Source organism: Blastococcus brunescens (assembly GCF_035320885.1).
Taxonomy (GTDB): domain Bacteria; phylum Actinomycetota; class Actinomycetes; order Mycobacteriales; family Geodermatophilaceae; genus Blastococcus_B; species Blastococcus_B brunescens.
This window is the reverse complement of record NZ_CP141261.1, coordinates 2,648,379-2,665,967: the sequence shown is the minus strand read 5'-3', so window position 1 is coordinate 2,665,967 and position 17,589 is coordinate 2,648,379. Positions and strand designations below refer to the sequence as shown.

General features: G+C 71.0%; 18 protein-coding genes and 4 pseudogenes. 7 read left to right on the top strand and 15 right to left on the bottom strand.

Annotated features, from left to right (window positions below; all coding sequences use genetic code 11):
* Positions 1–51 precede the first annotated feature (51 nt).
* The 3 genes and pseudogenes from U6N30_RS17765 to U6N30_RS17750 all read left to right on the top strand — a co-directional run bounded on the left by U6N30_RS17765 (position 52) and on the right by U6N30_RS17750 (position 1,661).
* Complete coding sequence (locus U6N30_RS17765) at positions 52–543, top strand: hypothetical protein (RefSeq protein WP_324273298.1); 492 nt, start codon at positions 52–54, stop codon at positions 541–543.
* Positions 450–1,330, top strand: a pseudogene (locus tag U6N30_RS34120) (alpha/beta hydrolase family protein). The gene U6N30_RS17765 and the pseudogene U6N30_RS34120 overlap by 94 nt, the downstream one beginning before the upstream one ends.
* A 49-nt stretch (positions 1,331–1,379) precedes the next feature.
* A complete protein-coding gene (locus tag U6N30_RS17750) occupies positions 1,380–1,661 on the top strand; it encodes a hypothetical protein (RefSeq protein ID WP_324273296.1) in 282 nt (93 codons plus the stop codon).
* 10 nt (positions 1,662–1,671) lie between these two features.
* Here the strand turns inward: U6N30_RS17750 and U6N30_RS17745 are convergent, their stop codons facing one another.
* The 15 genes and pseudogenes from U6N30_RS17745 to U6N30_RS17680 form a co-directional block, all read right to left on the bottom strand.
* A complete protein-coding gene (locus U6N30_RS17745; RefSeq protein ID WP_324273295.1) occupies positions 1,672–1,866 on the bottom strand; it encodes an MBL fold metallo-hydrolase in 195 nt (64 codons plus the stop codon).
* 605 nt (positions 1,867–2,471) lie between these two features.
* Positions 2,472–2,834, bottom strand: coding sequence for a GMC family oxidoreductase (locus U6N30_RS17740; RefSeq protein ID WP_324278356.1), 363 nt, complete (start codon positions 2,832–2,834; stop codon positions 2,472–2,474).
* Entirely contained in the window at positions 2,794–4,020 is a 1,227-nt protein-coding gene (locus tag U6N30_RS17735) for a GMC family oxidoreductase N-terminal domain-containing protein (RefSeq protein WP_324273294.1), read from the bottom strand. The genes U6N30_RS17740 and U6N30_RS17735 overlap by 41 nt, the downstream gene beginning before the upstream one ends.
* Positions 4,008–4,115, bottom strand: a complete 108-nt coding sequence (locus tag U6N30_RS17730) for an FAD-dependent monooxygenase (protein WP_324273293.1) — start codon at positions 4,113–4,115, stop codon at positions 4,008–4,010. Before U6N30_RS17730 ends, U6N30_RS17735 begins: the two co-directional genes overlap by 13 nt.
* A 1-nt stretch (position 4,116) precedes the next feature.
* Positions 4,117–4,767 carry a gluconate 2-dehydrogenase subunit 3 family protein gene (locus tag U6N30_RS17725; RefSeq protein ID WP_324273292.1) on the bottom strand — a complete coding sequence of 217 codons (651 nt, stop codon included), beginning with the start codon at positions 4,765–4,767 and terminating at the stop codon, positions 4,117–4,119.
* A 96-nt stretch (positions 4,768–4,863) separates the two neighbouring features.
* Complete coding sequence (locus tag U6N30_RS17720; RefSeq protein WP_324273291.1) at positions 4,864–5,847, bottom strand: Gfo/Idh/MocA family protein; 984 nt, start codon at positions 5,845–5,847, stop codon at positions 4,864–4,866.
* Complete coding sequence (locus U6N30_RS17715; RefSeq protein WP_324273290.1) at positions 5,844–6,824, bottom strand: ABC transporter permease; 981 nt, start codon at positions 6,822–6,824, stop codon at positions 5,844–5,846. Before U6N30_RS17715 ends, U6N30_RS17720 begins: the two co-directional genes overlap by 4 nt.
* Positions 6,825–6,833: 9 nt before the next feature.
* Positions 6,834–7,067, bottom strand: coding sequence for a hypothetical protein (locus U6N30_RS17710; RefSeq protein WP_324273289.1), 234 nt, complete (start codon positions 7,065–7,067; stop codon positions 6,834–6,836).
* Between the two features lie 2 nt (positions 7,068–7,069).
* A complete protein-coding gene (locus tag U6N30_RS17705; RefSeq protein ID WP_324278355.1) occupies positions 7,070–7,480 on the bottom strand; it encodes an ATP-binding cassette domain-containing protein in 411 nt (136 codons plus the stop codon).
* Positions 7,481–7,529: 49 nt separating this feature from the next.
* Complete coding sequence (locus U6N30_RS17700) at positions 7,530–8,207, bottom strand: ATP-binding cassette domain-containing protein (protein ID WP_324273288.1); 678 nt, start codon at positions 8,205–8,207, stop codon at positions 7,530–7,532.
* The gene (locus U6N30_RS17695) at positions 8,207–9,610 is read right to left on the bottom strand and encodes a substrate-binding domain-containing protein (protein WP_324273287.1); all 1,404 of its coding nucleotides are present in this window, start codon (positions 9,608–9,610) and stop codon (positions 8,207–8,209) included. Before U6N30_RS17695 ends, U6N30_RS17700 begins: the two co-directional genes overlap by 1 nt.
* Before the next feature lie 139 nt (positions 9,611–9,749).
* Positions 9,750–9,914, bottom strand: a pseudogene (locus U6N30_RS34115) (sugar phosphate isomerase/epimerase family protein); the annotation flags it as partial.
* 64 nt (positions 9,915–9,978) lie between these two features.
* Entirely contained in the window at positions 9,979–10,494 is a 516-nt protein-coding gene (locus U6N30_RS17690) for a sugar phosphate isomerase/epimerase family protein (RefSeq protein ID WP_324273286.1), read from the bottom strand.
* Between the two features lie 538 nt (positions 10,495–11,032).
* On the bottom strand, positions 11,033–12,040 hold the full coding sequence (locus U6N30_RS17685; RefSeq protein ID WP_324273285.1) for a LacI family DNA-binding transcriptional regulator: 1,008 nt from the start codon (positions 12,038–12,040) through the stop codon (positions 11,033–11,035).
* A gap of 270 nt (positions 12,041–12,310) precedes the next feature.
* A complete protein-coding gene (locus tag U6N30_RS17680; RefSeq protein ID WP_324278354.1) occupies positions 12,311–12,793 on the bottom strand; it encodes an MBL fold metallo-hydrolase in 483 nt (160 codons plus the stop codon).
* 354 nt (positions 12,794–13,147) lie between these two features.
* Here U6N30_RS17680 and U6N30_RS34110 point away from each other — a divergent pair.
* The 4 genes and pseudogenes from U6N30_RS34110 to uvrA all read left to right on the top strand — a co-directional run bounded on the left by U6N30_RS34110 (position 13,148) and on the right by uvrA (position 17,509).
* Positions 13,148–14,517: pseudogene (locus U6N30_RS34110) on the top strand (amidase).
* A gap of 69 nt (positions 14,518–14,586) precedes the next feature.
* Positions 14,587–15,266, top strand: a pseudogene (locus U6N30_RS35540) (excinuclease ABC subunit UvrA); the annotation flags it as partial.
* 12 nt (positions 15,267–15,278) lie between these two features.
* Entirely contained in the window at positions 15,279–16,211 is a 933-nt protein-coding gene (locus U6N30_RS35535; RefSeq protein WP_479690618.1) for a hypothetical protein, read from the top strand.
* Entirely contained in the window at positions 16,112–17,509 is a 1,398-nt protein-coding gene (gene uvrA / locus U6N30_RS35530; RefSeq protein ID WP_324278353.1) for an excinuclease ABC subunit UvrA, read from the top strand. Before U6N30_RS35535 ends, uvrA begins: the two co-directional genes overlap by 100 nt.
* The last annotated feature ends 80 nt before the right edge of the window (positions 17,510–17,589 follow it).

Here is a 17,589-nt window from a genome sequence, read left to right as displayed (position 1 = left end):
GGGGACTGCGCGCAGCCGGCGTACGCCGGCGACGAGCTGTACGTCACCGGTGTGCCGGACCTCGGTCCCGAGGGGACCGACTTCGTCGCCCGGCAGACGGTGCCCTGCCGGGTCGCCGGCGACGGCGTCCTGGAGCCGTTGCTCGATCCGGAGGAGCACCACCGCGGGGACGGGACACCGGCCACGGTGGTCGTGGACGGTGCGGTGCTGGTCGGCGTCGAACGGCGTGGCAGCGTCGAGCTGCTGCGGGTGCCGCTGGACGGCGGCGCCCCGGAAGTCCTGATCGGCGGGCCGTTCGCCGTCCACGCCGTCGCGGCCGCCGGGGAGTGGTCGTCGCCGTCGTCGCGCACGACCGGTCGGCGGGCGAGTTGCTCGCGCTCACCCAGGGACGGCGCCGGCTGCTCACCGCGTTCGGGCGACCGCTCGGGGAGACCGGCCGGGTGCACCGGATGGCGGAGCGGACGGCCGCGGCCCCGGACGGCCATCCCGTGCACGGCTGGATCACGACGCCGCCGGGTCCGGGCCCGCACCCCGTGCTGCTGACCATCCACGGCGGGCCGTTCGCGCAGTACGGCTGGTCGCTGTTCGACGAGACGCAGGTCTACGTCTCCGCGGGCTACGCGGTCGTCCAGTGCAATCCGCGTGGATCCTCCGGCTACGGGGCCGAGCACGGTCGGGCGATCCGCGGCGAATGGGGCGGGCACGACGCCGACGACGTCCTGGCCTTCCTCGACGCGGCGCTCCAGGATCCCGCGCTCGACGCCGACCGGGTCGGGGTCATGGGGGCTCCTACGGCGGGTACCTCACCGCCCTGCTCCTCGGGCGGACGAGCCGGTTCGCCGCGGCCGTCGTCGAGCGGGCCCTGACCGATCCGGTGAGCTTCGTCGGGTCCTCCGACATCGGCTGGGCCTTTCCCGACCAGTACCTCGGCACCGATCCGCAGCGGCTGGCCGCACAGAGCCCGATGACCCGCGCGTCCGAGATCACCACGCCGACCCTCGTCGTCCACTCCGAGGAGGACTGGCGCTGCCCGGTCGAGCAGGGCGCCCGGCTCTACGTCGAGCTCAAGCGTCGCGGCGTCCCCTCGGAGCTGCTGCTCTTCCCGGGTGAGGGCCACGAACTGAGCCGCACGGGACGGCCCCGGCACCGGCTGGCGCGCTTCGAGCACATCCTCCGCTGGTGGGCGCGGTGGCTGCCGACGCAGGAGAACCCCGGAGCAGGAGTGGCCGAACTGGTCGAGACCGAGCCGACCGCGGCGGACGGCCCCGGCCCGGCCGTGCTTCCCGCCGCGGCGGAGCCGCTCGCCGTGCGGTCCACCCGCGTCGGCTGACGGGGCGGCGCGGTCGCCGCCGGACGCTCCGTGGCCCTAGCGTGCTGCCATGGTGCTCATCTACCCCGTGCAGGCCGACGCCGCCGACTCCGACGACGACGCCGAACCGGCGTTCGCCGAACTCGCGGCGGACCTGTCCGACCAGTGGCTCGTCGAGGTCGACGTCGGCGAGGACGGCGACGACGGCTGCTTCGGCCCGCTGACCGCACGCGCGGCCTGGGACCTCGCCGTCGCCGTCGACGCCCGGCGACCGGAGTGGATGGTGTCGGTGGTCCCGCTGTACCTCCCGGGTACCGCCGACGAGGTGGTCGAGCTCTTCGACGACGAGTAGCGACGGGACGTCACCAGCCGCGGGCGCGCCACTCGTCCAGGTGGGGTCGTTCGGCACCGATGGTGGTGTCCTTGCCATGGCCGGGGTAGACCCACGCCTCGTCGGGAAGTGCGGCGAAGAGACGCTCCTCGACGTCGTCGATCAGGCTGCTGAACCGCGCCGGGTCCTGCTGGGTGCTGCCGACGCCGCCCGGGAGGGCGCGCACGGGGAGAAGTCGCAAGCTCGCTGTCTTGCGGGCCTCGAGAGATCCCTCACCGACACTGCCTCCGGGTCCGCGTACGGTTCGGCGCCAAGAGCACGGGCCTGCTGAGATATCCGGGCGTCGGTGGAGCAGCCTTGTGTCCCATCCGCGGCACACAGGGCACGCGTCATCCCGCCCCGCTTTTCGGATGACGGCGTTGCAGGGGGCCGCCTGAACCCCTCGCGCCGGCTGCGCGGGACTCCATCCAACTCGGCGACACGCGCGAGACCGGAGAGGATGAGCGCGTGCAGTACGGGCTGAACAGCCTCGGCCCGCAGCAGTTCGAGGACATGGTCCGTGCGCTCTGCCTCCACGAGTTCGGCCCAGGCGCCACCGTCTGCGGACGGGGCCGTGACGGGGGCGGGGAGGTGGCCTACAACGGCGAGCTGCGCATGGGCTCGGGGAGACCTGGACGGGCGTCCAGTCCGACCTGCAGCCGCTGTCGACCTGGCTGGTCGCGCCGACGTCCACCTCGGCACGAGCGGCCACCCACGGCGCACGCGCCACCGGATGACCCTTTCGGCGTCCCAGACTGCCCGTGCCGCAGAGCGTAGACCGGACTCGCGCCGTCAGCCTCGGCTCGCGGCGTCCCGCCCGGCTGCGATGCGCTCAGCCACCCGCCAGGCATTTGCCATGATGGTCAGCGTCGGGTTCGCGCCGGTACCAGTCGGGAACGGGCCGCCGTCGACGACGAACAGGTTGCTCACGGTGTGCGCCCGGCAGCCGCGGTCGAGCACCGAGGTGGCCGGGTCGTCGCCCATGCGTGTGGTCCCGTGCTGGTGGGAGCAGTTGCCGGTGATCCGGTCGGGGTAGACCTTCTGCACGCTGGTCGCGCCGGCCGCCTCGAGGATCTCCGCGCTGCGGTCGATGAGGAACCGTCCCATCGCGAGGTCATTCTCGTGAGGGGTGAGGGTGATCCGCGCAACGGGCAGTCCCCAGTCGTCGACGACGGTGTCGTCCAGGTCGACGCGGTTGTCGTGCTGGGGAGGTCGTGCAACACCATCGATGCTGCCATCGAGTGGTTGAAGAACGCTCGGTCGATGCGCTTGGCCTCCGCCCCCAGGTCGGACGGTCCGGCAGGGACCAGTTGATCGGCAGTGGGATGCCGACTCCGGACGTCGCCATGTGACCGCCGCCCGCGAACCCGCGGCTGTCGTCGTGGCCGTAGAACTCGAAGGAGCTCGCGCTGACGTAGCCGCCTCCCGCCCACGCGTAGATCGGGTCGTCGAAGATGCCTACGGCTGAGCTGAACTCGTGGAAGGTGACGTTGCGGCCGACGAGGTCGTTCTCGTTGGCCAGGCCGTGAGGATGCCGGGCCGAGGTGGACAGCAGCATCAGCCGCGCGGTCTCAACCGCGCCGCAGGCCAGGATGACGACATCGGCCTCCTGCTCGTGGAGCCGGCCGTCAGCGTCCTCGTAGACCGCACCCTTGGCTCGGCCGCGCTCGTCGGCGGTGATCTCCCGGACATAGCTATCCGGGCGCAGGTCGTACCGGCCGGTCGCGACCGCCTGGGGCACGAAGACGTTGAGGGCGCTCGACCGGGTGCCGGTCGGGTCGCCGTGCTGCTGCGCGAATGCGCTGATCACTGTCGCAGGCCGGCCGTCGAAGGGCTGGGAGAGGGCGGCCTGCGGGGTCGGGAACGAGTTCCAGCCCAGAGCCGACGCACCGGCGTGGTACTTCTCCGCGTACCGCGACATGGGCATCGGCGGGCACGGGTAGCCCTTGGACCGGAACGACTCGTAGCGGTTGGCCCCACCCTTGCCGGAGACACCGAAGGCCCATTCGACGGCTGTGTAGTACGGCTCGAGCTCGGCGTAGGTGATCGGCCAGTCGGCCAGAGAGGCGCCCGGGACGTCTCCCACGACGGTGTGGAAGCGGAAGTCATCCTCGGTGAAGCGGGGCAGCCAGCCCTGCCAGTGCACGGTGCCGCCGCCGACCATCTGCGGCACGGGGCAGAACAGCTCGGTGGTGGCCGGCCGGTCGACGGCCGTGCGGTGCGTCCGGGGGTTCAGCAGCGGGTCCGGCCAGAGGTCGTATCGGTTGATGCTGGCGAGCTCGTCACCGCCAAACGTCTCCTTGGTGCGCCACGGCCCCTTCTCGAGCGCTACGACTCGCAACCCCGCTCGGTGAGCACTTTCGCGGCCGTCGCGCCCGAGGCGCCGGCGCCGATGATGAGGACGTCCGTGCGATCGCGGCCGGTGGTCGTGGTCATGTCAGTCCTCCGTCCCGGGGTGCACCGGGTTCTCGGCGAAGTAGTCGATCGTCGTGTAGCGGCCCTGGTGCACCTCGGCGAGGCTGGCCGGCCCTGGGAAGCCGATGACCTGCCAGCCGATGTGGTCGCGGTTGCCGCCGTAGACCGGGTCGGCGTAGAAGCCCTGGCGGGTGTGCAGGGCGAGAAGCGGGATGAACCCGAGGTCGAGCTCGGCGTTGGTCTGCTGCAGGGCGGTTTCGACCGGGGCGCCGTACAGGGTCACTCGGCTGCGGGCAAGATCGGCTTCCTGCGAGCGACCCTCGGGACGCTCGAGCTCCCGGAGGACGTCGTCCCGGGCGTCAGCGTCGAGGCTGACGAAATCCGCCCCGCGCTTGCGGGCTGCGGCGTCCAGCGCCCGGACGCCGGCGACGTACCGTTCCCGGATCAGCTCGAGGCGGCGCGTCCAGGCGGCGAGCCGTCGCCCGGTCAGGGCCTCGAAGCCGCTGCCGTCCGGGCTCGCGTAGACATACCCAGGACCAGACAGATACCGCTCGAGGAAGTCGATCGTCCCGGCTTCCGCTGCGCCGGGCGCATCGTCTGTGGGAATCATCCGGGCCATCGCCGCGGCGATGGTCGCTCGCTGGTGCGCGTCGAAGAACGTGTCGCCGGTCATGCGGGTACCCCACCCAGGTCCGGGTGCGCGACGAGCGCAGCACCGCGTCGGTGATCCGAGCAGCGCGTGCGCCGTCGGCGAACGTCGGCAGGCCGGCTACGTGCTCCCCGCGGACCGAGCGTGAGACATCGAGGACGAAGGCGTCGAAGCTGTCCTGGTAGCCCTGCGGGTGCCCGGCCGGGACGACGGCGTAGCCGGCGGCTGCCGGGTCGAGCGCGGCGGGGTCGCGCAGGACTGTGCGGTTCCCGTCCGTGCCGCCGATCCACAGCTCCTCCGGCTGCTCCTGATTGAACGCCAAGGACGCGACCGTTCCGTCGAAGGAGAATGCCAGGCGGTTCTTGCGGCCGGGCGAAGCCTGGGACACGACGAGGGAGCCGGTGGCTCCCGGTCGGTCTCGAACACCACCGAGGCGCCGTCCTCCGTGGTCACCGCCTGACCTGCCCGCTCCGGGTGCACGACCGCTGTCCGTGCCGAAAGGGCGGTGATGCGGTGCCCTGTGACGAACTCCATGAGGTCGCACCAGTGGATGCCGACGTCACCGAACGCGCGGGACTCCCCGCCCCGTGCGGCGTCCACCCGCCAGTTCGTCCCGTCGGCAGCGGCAAGCCAGTCCTGCAGATAGGAGCCGTGCAGCAGCCACAACGTGCCTGCCTCGCCGCGGGCCACCATCGCGCGGGCGTGCCGGACGGTGGGGTAGAAGCGATAGACGAACGGGACGGCGGCAACCACGTTCGCCGCGGAGGCGAGCTCCGCGAGCGCGGAGGCCTCAGCCGGGTCGGTCGCGAGCGGCTTCTCGCACACGACGTGCTTGCCGGCCTCGAGCGCCAGGCGCGCGAGGGTCGCGTGGGTGTCGTTCGGCGTGCAGATGTGCACGACGTCGACCTCCGGCGAGGTCACGACCTCCGCCGCGTGCCCCGCCGCCGCCTCGGCGCCGAGGGACGCGAGAGCGGCCTGTCCGCGTTCCGGTGTGCTGCCCGCCACCAGGGCGACGACCGAGCCCGCCCGCCGCACCGCGCGGGCGTGCACGGTCGCCATGAATCCCGTGCCGACGATCCCGTGTCGCAGCGGCGCGTCGGTCACTTCCGCCTCGCCAGTGCGACGGCGAGAATGATGATCACGCCTCGGACGACTTGCTGCTGGCTGGTGTCCAGCCCGGCGAGCACCAGCCCGTTGTTGATGAGTCCGATGAGCAGAGCGCCCACCAGGGTGCCGACGACCGATCCGGCGCCTCCGAACAGGCTGGTGCCACCGAGGATCACCGCGGCGATCGCCGAGAGCTCGTCGCCAGTGCCCCACTGGAAGCGCCCCGACTCCAGCCGACCGGCGTAGAGCATGCCCGCCAGGGCGGCCAGCACGGACGAGATCACCAGGACCTGGAACTTGATCCGGCGGGTGTTGACCCCGGTGAAGTCCGCGGCCATGCGATTGCCGCCGGTGGCGAGGACCTGGCGCCCGAAGCGGGTCTTCGCCAGACCCACGGCACCGATGACGACGACGATGGCCATCCAGACGAGCAGGCCGGGGATCGGCCCGAAATTGCCGCCGCCGAAGACGAGGTTGTACGTCGGGTCGAGGATCGGCTGCGGCGCGGAGTCGGTGATCCACTGTGCGACCCCGACAGCGATACCGAGCATGCCGAGCGTGACCAGGAAGGACGGGATGTTGAGCATGCTCACCAACGCGCCGTTGATCGACCCCACCACGATGCCGACCAGGAGGCCCCCGGCGATGCCGGCCAGGAGGCCGTAGTTCGAGATCGCCATCGCGGTGATCACGCTGGCCAGGCCGGCGGTCGATCCCACGGACAGATCGATCTCCGCACAGGCGATGACGTACGTCATGCCGACGGCGATGATCGCGATGATCGCCGACTGCCGGACGATGTTGAGCAGGTTGTTCGCGGTGAGGAAGCCGTTGTCGCCGAGGGCCGCCGCGAAGGCGATGAAGACCAGGACAAAGCCGATGTAGATGATGTACCGGCGCCAGTCGAGCCCCGAGAGGAAGGAGCTGCGGCTCGCGCTGCCGCTGCCCATGTCGGCCGGAGGGGACGTGCTCATGGCCATGGGTCAGGCTCCTTGCACGGCTAGTTGGAGGGACTGCTCGTCGGGGATGTCGGCCCGCGCGAGGACGCGGTGCACCGCGCCGTTGCGCAGCACGACGACGCGATCGCTCACGGCGAGCAGCTCGGGGTACTCGGAAGAGATGACGAGGACCCCCATGCCCTCGTCGGCGAGACCGCGGATGGTGTCCAGGATCTCGGTCTTGGTGCCGATGTCGACCCCAGCCGTTGGCTCGTCCATGATCAGGACCGCGGGGTCGGTTCCCAGCCACTTGGCGATGACGACCTTCTGCTGGTTGCCCCCGAGAGCCGGCGGACGGCCTTGGCGTCGTCGGCCACCTTGACGCGGAACCGCTGGATGAGATCCCGGGCGACCCTTCGCGCTGCGCGGTCGTCGACGAGCGGGCCCCGCCGGAACCGTCGCAGCACCGGCAGCAGGAGGTTGTCCCGCACCGAGTGGTCGAGGACGAGTCCCTGGGCGCGCCGGTCCTCCGGGATCATCGCGATCCCGGCGGCGATGGCCTGCTTGGGGCTGGCGAGGCGTACGGCGCGGCCGTGGACGAGTACCTCGCCGGCTGTGATGGGGTCGATGCCGAAAAGCGCTCGGGCCAACTCCGTCCGCCCACTGCCCATCAGCCCCGCGAGCCCGACGATCTCCCGGGGGCGATGGAGAAGGAGATGCCCTGGACCCGTGGGCCAGCGGTCACGCCGCGCAGGTCGAGCACCGGGGCGACGTCGGCCCCGCCGCCCGCGGGCTCCCCTGAGCGGTGCGTTGCTTGTACTCCATTCCTCCTTCGATCTCCTGGCCGACGATCCCCTCCACCACCTGCGCCGGGGTGAGGTTGCTCAATCGCTCGGTGAGCAGACGACGGCCGTCACGCAGGATGGTGATGCGGTCGGCGATCCTGAAGACCTCGTCCATCCGGTGAGAGATGTAGACCACCGAGATCCCCTGCGCCTTGAGGCGTCCGACGAGCTCGAAGAGGTTGTCGGCCTCGTGCTTGGCCAGGCTGGCCGTGGGCTCGTCCATGATGAGGACGCGGGCGTCCTGAGCGAGCGCCTTGGCGATTTCCGTCAGTTGCCAGTACGCCGTGCCGAGCCGGCCGACGGTGGCGGTCGGGTCGACGTCGACGTCCATCTGTGCGAAGACGTCACGTGCCAGGGCGACGGCCTGCTTGTCCCGGATGAGTCCGGATGCGAGTGGCTCGACACCGAGGAAGATGTTCTGCGCCACCGTCAGGGTCGGGACCAGGCTGAACTCCTGGAACACCATGCCGATGCCCACGGCCCGCGCGTCGTGGGTGTTGGTCAGCTCGACCGTGCGTCCGTCCACCTCGATCTCGCCCGCGTCCTTGCCGTAGACGCCCTGCAGGATCTTCATCAGCGTCGACTTGCCGGCCCCGTTCCCCCGGCGAGGGCATGGATCTCGCCTCGCCGCACCTCGAAGTCGACGTCGGTCAGGACACGGACTCCGTCGAAGGACTTGGTGACCCCGTGCATCCGTACCGCAGGTGCTCCGGCGGCCGTGCCGCCTTCGCTGCCTCGGCTCATGTCGCTCCTTCGCGTCTGGGCCGTGCGTCGGTCGGGGTCGTCAGTCGACGTACGAGTCGACGAGCTCGGCGGGCGGGTCCTCTCCGTAGACCGTCTCCCACGCCTCCAGGACGTTCTCGTGCGAGACGCCGAGCGAGGGCAGGGCCACGTAGGCGGGGTCTCCTCGCCCAGCAACGCCAGGGCGGCCAGCCGGGCCTCGGTGACACCCTGCTGATAGGGCCGCTGGGCACCGAGCCCGACGACGTTCTCGTCCTGGGCCAGAGAGATGGCTACGTTCAGCCCGAGGTCCTGTGTCGCAACCTTGAGGTCGTCGCGTCCAGCGGCCCGCGCCGCGGCCAGCACGCCCTCGGCGGGGACGTCCCACACCGCCCACAGACCGTCGAGATCCGGGTTCTGGCTCAGCATCGCGTTGGCCGCCGTCTGCGCGTCCCCGGCGAAGTCCGGACCGGCGATGCCCTGCTCCTCGGCGATCTCGATGTCGGGGTATTCCTGCTCGATGGTCTGCTTGAAGCCGTCATACCGCTGCTGCGTCACGAAGAAGTCGGCCTCGTGGAAGATCAGGCCGATGGTGCCCTGACCGCCGAGCGACCGGGCCATCAGGTGCGCCGAGATGACGCCGTTGCCGAAGTTGTCCGCCGAGACCGCCGAGACGTAGTCCTCTCCGGCGACGAAACCTTCCGGGACGTTGTCCATGAACACGAGCTTCGTGCCTGCCTCGACCGCCGTCCGGTAGGCGCCTGCCGTCGCCACTGGGTCGGTGGGCAGCGAGACGATGACGTCGGGCTGCTGGGTGAGCGCGTTCTCGATGTCGGACACCTGCTGGGCCGGGTCGAAGTCGGCGTCCGTGACGGAGACGACCTCGATGCCGAGGCGCCCGAACTCGTCTCGCAGGCCCTCGATCTGCGAGGTGGACCAGTCGTCTCCCGCGTAGTGCATGACGACGGCCGCGCTCGCTCCGAGGGCCTGGACCCGCTCGACCTGCTCGTCCGTGAGCTCCGCCGCGTCCGCGGACTCGGGCTCCTCACCGTTCGGTCCGGTGCTGAGCACCTGCGACTCCACCTCAGCGAGCGCCGCGTCGACCTGCTCGAGGAAGGCGTCGTCGACCTCGCCCTCAGGGTCGGAGGCGCCCCCACCTGGAGCGGTGCAGGCCGTGAGGGCGAAGCAGAGCGTGGCGGGCACCGCGAGCAGACGGACGACGAAGCTGCGGCGGCCTGACAGGACTGACCTGGGCATGGAGAGACCTTTCGAAAGGGTTTCTGACGAGGGCTGGATCGAGCGCAGGAGGTAGTGCGTCAAGACGCGCCGACGAGCAGGTCGCGCAGGTACCCGAGGCTCGCCGCAGCGGCATCCCGGGGGCGCCCTCGCTGGAGTCGAGCTCGACGACGAGCCAGCTGTCGTAGCCGGCTTCCGCGACGGCACCGAGGATGTCGCCGAAGTCCAGGTCGCCCTGCCCGAGCGGCAGAAAGGTGCCCGTGGCGAGGTCGATGTCCTTCAGGTGGACGTGCTGTAGGCGCTCGGGATAGCGGCGGATCAACATGGCCGGGTCCCGCCGCCGGCGGCGAGGTGAGCGGTGTCCGGGCAGAAGCCGATGCGGGTCCGGGTCATGAGCCGGTCGAGCTCGTCCGGGGACTCCACGATGGTCGACAGGTGAGGGTGGTAGCTGGCTTCCAGCCCGTGCTCGGCCGCGAGGTCGACCACCGCGTCAAGTGCCGCGCCGAGCCGACCGTAGTCCCCTCCGGGGTGCCCATGGCCCGGCGCGCACCGCCGCCGACAACGAGGCGCGAGGCCCCGAACTGACGCGCCAACTCGCACGCCCTGCGCAGGCGCGCCATCTCATCGGGCAGCACGTCGGCGTACACGAAGTTGGCACCCGAGTAGACGCTGACCAGCTCCACGCCCGTCGCGGCGAGCGTGTCGAGGAAGGGCTGCGGGTCGTCGGCGATCGCGGCGAGGTTTCCGTCGAATACCTCGGTCCCCTCGTAGCCGACGGCGCCAATGTCCCGCACCGCCTCGATGATCGAGCCGTGGGACCGGTAGTAGAGGTCCTTGATGCTGGTCACTCCGGTGGGGTCCCCGACGACCCCGCCCCAGGTGATCGTGTGGTGAGCGATCCGCATCGTTGCGTCCTTCCACGTGTTGCGCTGCACAACTGCTCAGTCGTGATGTCGATTGACTCTTCGTCGCCCTGCGCGGCTAGCGGAGGGCTCGTTCTCTACCTGTCGACGACTTCCGGCCATCTCCAGCGGGCCGAGATCGTCGGCCACCGCCTCTGCCGCGCGAGGGCCGTCATGCGCAGGGTTGCGACCGGTCCGAGAGCAAGGACGCGCGATCTCAGCACGCCTGCGGACGCCCTTCGTGTCATGAATCCCTCGGGCCCGCGTTCCTCGGCAGGGTTGATGCAGCTCGACATGGACGGGCACGGCTGGCTGGTGCATCAGCCGAGCGAAATCCGGCCAGGTCTGCGCAAGATCGCAGATAGGTGCGTGTGCCCGACCCGCCTTGCACCTCCCGTTGCCGCCAGTCTGTGGGGCTAGTCACAGGGAGTGTGAACGTTCGCCCTAGAAGGCGTCAAGGGTTTGAGGCGAACGTTCGCCCAGCGATCGTGGCGTGGCCACCGACGGGCCCGTCAACTGCTGCTCGGTACCGGATCCGTGGTCAGCGGTGCGCGGTCGATCCCCGGACGATCAATTGGGGAATGGCGGGCGTCGTATCGACGTCTTCTCCCGCGATGAGACCGAGCAGGATCTCCATGCAGCGCGCGCCGACGGTCTGGAACGACTGCCGGACCGTGGTCAGTGGCGGATGCACCTGAGGCGCGAACTCGTTGTCGTCGAAGCCGACCACGGAGATGTCTCGAGGAACAGAGGCTCCGGCCTCGTACAGCGCGCGTAGGAAACCCAGGGCCATGAGGTCCGACGCGATGAAGATCGACGTCGGGAGGCCCTCGACAACCATCTCCTGGCCGATCCGGTACGCGCTCTCCCCAGACCAGTCGCAGTACCGGATGGGGCCGGGCCGGAGCCTGTGGGCCTCGAGCTCGGCCTGCCAGCCACGCAGCCGGACCTGACCGTCGAGCCACTCCTGGCTGCCGGCCAGGTGGGCGATCTCCCGGTGGCCCAGGCGGACGAGGTGACGGACCGCAAGGCGGGCTCCGAACTCCTGGTCCTCGAAGAAGACGGTGATCCCGGCGTGACTGGCCTCGCCCGGCGACAGCATCACCACGGGGAGGTCCGCGGAAGTCTCCTGGGCAACGTGAGCCATCGGCACGCGCGGAGCGATGACGACGATCCCCTCCACGCCGCGCTCGGTGAACTTGCCCAACGTGTCGGTCAACAGCTCCGGACCGGGGTTGCTCATCGTCGCCACCAGCGCCGAGTAGCCCGCCTTCCGGGCCGCCGATTCCACGGCGGCGAGTGTGCTCACCGGCCCGAATCGCGGCGAGGCGTCCGCGATCACGCCGATCGTGCGCGACCGGCTCGTCAGGAGCGCACGGGCGGCGTCGTTACGCCGGTAGCCCAGTTCGGCGATCACCGCCAGGACGCGGTCCCGGGTCGCGACGGAGACCCGGGGCCCGTTGTTGATGACGCGGGAGACCGTCTGGTGCGAGACCCCCGCCTCCCGGGCGACGTCCTTCAGCGACGGTGGCCTTACCCTGGACCTCACGCTGCTCCTCTGACCGCTCGACTGGCGAGGCGAGACTCGGGCAAGGATATCGGTACAGGTCAGCGCCGCTTCGCGGTCCAGCGCATCCGCGGTAGGCGGTCAGGGAGGGAGTCCCCTGGGGTGCTCGGATCAGGCCCGGGTGATCGTCGGTCACCGACGTGGTGGGCCACCGCGTGAGGCTTCGCGAGAACCCGCCGACTCGCAGAGGAGGACGCACATGATGGACGCGCCACGACCTCCCTGCGATTCCCGTCGATGGCCTCGACGCTCTCACCAACCTCGTGCGCGCCACTCGGGGATGTTCGGGCGTTCAGCGCCGAGGGTCGAGTCCTTTCCGTGGCCGGGGTAGAACCAGGTCTCGTCGTCCAGTCGACCGAAGATCCGCTCCTCCAGGTCGTCCATCAGTGACGTGAAGTCGGTGGGATCAGTTGTCCTCCCAGGACCGCCGGGGAAGAGGGAGTCGCCGGTGAACACGTGCACGCCGGCGTCCTCCGGACCACGCCAGACCAGCGCGATGCTGCCGGGCGTGTGGCCGCGCAGGTGCACCACCTCGAGGGTCTGGTCGCCGACCCGCACGGTGTCGCCGTGCTCGACGGTGCGCTGCACCGGCACCGGCAGATCCGCTGCGTCCGCGGTGCCGGCGACGGTGGTGGCGCCGGTGGCCGCGACGACCTCGGGGAGGGCCCGGTGGTGGTCCCAGTGCCCGTGCGTGGTGACGACGGTCCGCACCCCGCCGTCCCCGACGAGCGCCAGCAGGGCCCCGGGCTCGGCGGCCGCGTCGACGAGCAGCCCTCGCCGGTCGCCGTGCAGCGCAGGAGGTAGGCGTTGTTCGCCATCTCGCTGACCGCCAGCTTGCTGATGGTCAGCCCCGGAAGTTCGCGCACGTCGGCGGGGCCGCCGACCTCCACGTCGCCGGTGTAGGGCCGGTCCCCAGTCGGGGAGAGCTGGTCATCGGGACTCCGATCGGAAAGTGTCAGCGGCCGCCGTTACGGTCGGTGTCATGGACGCTAGCGGAGCTCTCGACAGTGACCGGCCCGCTCCGATGAGCCCAGCCGCCACCGTCGGGCTGCCGGCCACCGAGATCGCGACGCTGGTCCGCTCCGGGAGGTGACGGCGGTCGACGTCGTCCGCGCCCATCTCGACCACATCGACGCCGTCGACGCCCGCGTGGGTGCCTTCCGGGTGGTGCGCCGGGAGGCCGCGCTCGCCGAGGCACACGCGATCGACACGGCCCTCACCCGCTTCGCGCTGCCGCTGGCGGGCGTCCCGATCGCGGTCAAGGACAACGTCGCCGTCGCCGGCGAGGTGTGCACCGACGGCTCCCCGGCGTGCCGGTCGGGCCCCGAGCCCCGGGACCATCCGGTCGTGGCCAGGCTGCGCAAGGCCGGCGCGATCGTCGTGGGCATCACCCGCGCCCCCGAGCTGTGCCTCTACGGGACGACCGACGGCCCCGGCACGGTCAGCCGCAACCCCTGGGACACCGCACGGTCGCCGGCCGGGAGCTCGGGCGGCAGCGCTGCGGCCGTCGCATCGGGTTCGGTTCCGCTGGCGCACGGGAACGACGGCATGGGCTCCTCCGGCTGCCCGCCGCGGCGTGCGGGCTGGTCACGCTGAAGCCGGGAACGGGCGTGGTGCCGGCCGACATCGGGGCCGACAGTTGGTCGGGGATGGCGGTGAACGGCGCCCTCGCGACCACCGTGGCCGATCTGGTCGTCGCGCACTCGGTCATGGCGGGGGAGGAGCCGGTCCCTCCGGGCGCTCCCGACCGGCCGCTGCGCATCGCCCTCTCGACCCGCTCGCCCGTGCCCGGCGTGCGCGCCGACGCGGCCACCCGCGCGGCCGTGGACGACGTCGTCGCCCGCCTGCGGGCCGCGGGCCACACGGTGGTGCGCCGGGATCCGCCCATCTCGCTGGGCGCGGCCGCCGGCGCGCTGACCCGCTGGATGGTCGGCGCGCACGACGACGCCGAGCACCTGGGTCTCGACCGCCACGCCCTCCAGGCGCGCAGCCGCACCCACGCCCGCATCGGCCGCCTCGTGCGGCGGGCCGGGTTGGTGCGGCCGCGCACGGCGGTGCGGTTCCGCGAGCGGATGGAGGGCTTCTTCGGCGACGTCGACGTGCTGCTGAGCCCCGTGACCACCGGCCCGCCGCTGGCCGCCCGGCCGTGGCACGAGCGCGGGTTCCTGGCCAACATCACGGCGAACGCGCGCTGGGCGCCGTGGACGGCGGCCTGGAATTTGGCCGGCCTGCCGGCGAGCGTCGTCCCGGCCGGGATCCGGCCCGACGGACTGCCGGCGGCCGTCCAGTTCGTCGGTCCCCCGGCGCCGAAGGGCGACTACTCTGGCTGGCCGGAGAGCTGGAGCGTCTGCAGCCCTGGCGGCGCTACGCGCCCGTCTTCGACCCCACCGCACCCACCGATGCCGAGGCCCCTGCCTGAGCTCCGGTCCATGGCGGCCGGCGCCGCTCCCGGTGCGTGACGGGGGCGACAGCCGTGGCACGCCGGGGGACGGGAACAGCGACCCGAACCGGGGCCTTGGCCTCGATTGATGCACCTAGCCACAGCGACCGACAGGGATCACATGGACCGGCTCGTCGTCCGCGGCGCCCGCGAGCACAACCTCAAGGACGTCCACCTCGACCTGCCCCGTGACGCGCTGATCGTCTTCACGGGACTCTCCGGCTCGGGCAAGTCCAGCCTCGCCTTCGACACGATCTTCGCGGAGGGGCAGCGCCGCTACGTCGAGTCGCTGTCGGCCTACGCGCGCCAGTTCCTGGGGCAGATGGACAAGCCCGACGTCGACTTCATCGAGGGGCTGTCGCCGGCCGTCTCCATCGACCAGAAGTCGACCAACCGCAACCCCCGGTCCACGGTCGGCACGATCACCGAGGTCTACGACTACCTGCGGCTGCTCTACGCGCGGGCGGGCCAGCCGCACTGCCCGAACTGCGGCAAGCCGATCTCCCGGCAGACGCCCCAGCAGATCGTCGACCAGGTGCTCGGCATGGAGGAGGGCACCCGGTTCCAGGTGCTCGCGCCGGTCGTCCGCGCCCGCAAGGGCGAGTACGTCGACCTGTTCAGCTCGCTGCAGACCCAGGGCTTCTCCCGTGTCCGCGTCGACGGCGTCGTGCACCCGCTGACCGAGCCCCGAAGCTCAAGAAGCAGGAGAAGCACACGATCGAGGTGATCATCGACCGCCTCACCGTCAAGGAGAGCGCCAAGCGCCGGCTGACCGACTCGGTGGAGACCGCGCTCGGTCTGGCGGGCGGTCTCGTCGTGCTCGACTTCGTCGACCTGGACGAGAACGACCCGCTCCGCGAGCGCACCTTCTCCGAGCACCTGGCCTGCGTCGACGACGGGCTCTCGTTCGAGGCGCTCGAGCCGCGGTCCTTCTCGTTCAACTCGCCCTTCGGCGCCTGCCCCGAGTGCACCGGCATCGGCACCCGCAAGGAGGTGGACCCCGAGCTGGTCATCCCCGACCCGGAGAAGAGCCTCGGGCAGGGCGCGGTGGCGCCGTGGGCCGGGTCGATGAGCAACGAGTACTTCACCCGGCTGCTCACCGGCCTCTCGCAGATGCTCGGCTTCTCGATGGACACCCCGTGGGAGGACCTGCCGGCCAAGGTGCAGAAGGCCGTCCTGCACGGGTCCCCGGACCAGGTGCACGTCCGCTACAAGAACCGCTACGGCCGCGAGCGCAGCTACTACGCCGCGTTCGAGGGCGTGCTGCCGTTCCTGGAGCGCCGGCACGAGGACACCGACAGCGAGTACATGCGGGACAAGTACGAGGGCTACATGCGCGACGTGCCCTGCCCCGTCTGCCACGGCACGCGCCTCAAGCCCGAGATCCTCGCCGTCAAGCTCAACAGCCGTTCGATCGCCGACGTCACCAACCTGTCCATCGGCGAGGCGTCGGAGTGGCTGAACAGCCTCGAGCTGGGCGAGCGGGAGCGGGCCATCGCCGACCGCGTGCTCCGGGAGATCCAGGCCCGGCTCTCGTTCCTGGTCGACGTCGGCCTGGACTACCTCTCCCTCGACCGGCCGGCGGCGACCTCGCCGGCGGCGAGGCCCAGCGGATCCGGCTGGCCACGCAGATCGGATCCGGGCTGGTCGGCGTCCTCTACGTGCTGGACGAGCCCTCGATCGGGCTGCACCAGCGGGACAACACGCGGCTGATCGAGACCCTCGTGCGGCTGCGCGACATGGGCAACACGCTGATCGTGGTCGAGCACGACGAGGACACGATCAAGGTCGCCGACTGGATCGTCGACATCGGTCCCGGCGCGGGCGAGCACGGTGGCGAGATCGTGGTCAGCGGCAGCCTCGAGGACCTGATGGCGAGCGAGCGCTCCCTCACCGGCGCCTACCTGTCCGGGCGCATGGCCATCGAGATCCCGAAGGTCCGTCGCGAGCTCACACCGGGCCGCGAACTGGTCGTCAAGGGCGCCCGCGAGCACAACCTCAAGGGCGTCGACGTCACGTTCCCGCTCGGCTGCCTGGTCGCCGTCACCGGGGTGTCCGGGTCCGGCAAGTCCAGCCTGGTCAACGACATCCTCTACACGACCCTGGCCAACCAGTTGAACCGCGCCCGCATGGTTCCGGGCCGGCACCGCACCATCACCGGCCTGGAGCACCTGGACAAGGTGGTGCACGTCGACCAGTCGCCGATCGGCCGCACCCCGCGGTCGAACCCGGCCACCTACACCGGCGTCTGGGACCACGTCCGCAAGCTGTTCGCCAGCACCACCGAGGCGAAGATGCGGGGCTACCTGCCCGGCCGCTTCTCCTTCAACGTCAAGGGCGGCCGCTGCGAGGCGTGCTCCGGCGACGGCACGCTGAAGATCGAGATGAACTTCCTGCCGGACGTCTACGTCCCGTGCGAGGTGTGCAAGGGCGCCCGGTTCAACCGGGAGACCCTCGAGGTGCACTACAAGGGCAAGACCGTCGCCGAGGTCCTCGACATGCCGATCGAGGAGGCCGCGGACTTCTTCGCCGCCATCCCGGCGATCGCCCGCTACCTGCGCACGCTCACCGAGGTGGGGCTGGGCTACGTCCGGCTCGGCCAGCCGGCAACGACGCTCTCCGGCGGTGAGGCGCAGCGGGTGAAGCTGGCCAGCGAGCTGCAGAAGCGGTCCAACGGCCGCAGCATCTACGTCCTCGACGAGCCGACCACCGGCCTGCACTTCGAGGACATCCGCAAGCTGCTGCTGGTTCTGCAGGGTCTGGTCGACAAGGGCAACTCGGTCATCGTCATCGAGCACAACCTCGACGTCATCAAGAGCGCCGACTGGCTCATCGACATGGGCCCCGAGGGTGGCTTCCGCGGCGGGACGGTCGTGGCGGAGGGCCCGCCGGAGTTCCTCGCCACGGTCCCCGAGAGCCACACCGGCCGCTACCTGGCGACGATCCTCGACCCGGACGCCGTCGCGGCCGCGGCGGCCCCGAAGAAGCGGACCCGCAAGAAGGCCAGCTGACCGGTCGGCGGGCGGGATCGCCCGTCGACCGCAGGTGTCAGGCTGTCGGAGAGGGGCTGGGCCGTCCTGGTCGCCCGCCC

Coding starts and splice junctions, on each gene's coding strand:
- U6N30_RS17750 (WP_324273296.1), top strand. CDS start 1,380: ATGGTGCTCATCTACCCCGTGCAGGCCGACGCCGCCGACTCCGACGAC.
- U6N30_RS17715 (WP_324273290.1), bottom strand. CDS start 6,824: ATGAGCACGTCCCCTCCGGCCGACATGGGCAGCGGCAGCGCGAGCCGC.
- U6N30_RS17710 (WP_324273289.1), bottom strand. CDS start 7,067: ATGGACGAGCCAACGGCTGGGGTCGACATCGGCACCAAGACCGAGATC.
- U6N30_RS17725 (WP_324273292.1), bottom strand. CDS start 4,767: ATGACCGGCGACACGTTCTTCGACGCGCACCAGCGAGCGACCATCGCC.
- U6N30_RS17700 (WP_324273288.1), bottom strand. CDS start 8,207: ATGAAGATCCTGCAGGGCGTCTACGGCAAGGACGCGGGCGAGATCGAG.
- U6N30_RS17690 (WP_324273286.1), bottom strand. CDS start 10,494: ATGCGGATCGCTCACCACACGATCACCTGGGGCGGGGTCGTCGGGGAC.
- U6N30_RS17730 (WP_324273293.1), bottom strand. CDS start 4,115: ATGACCACGACCACCGGCCGCGATCGCACGGACGTCCTCATCATCGGC.
- U6N30_RS17695 (WP_324273287.1), bottom strand. CDS start 9,610: ATGCCCAGGTCAGTCCTGTCAGGCCGCCGCAGCTTCGTCGTCCGTCTG.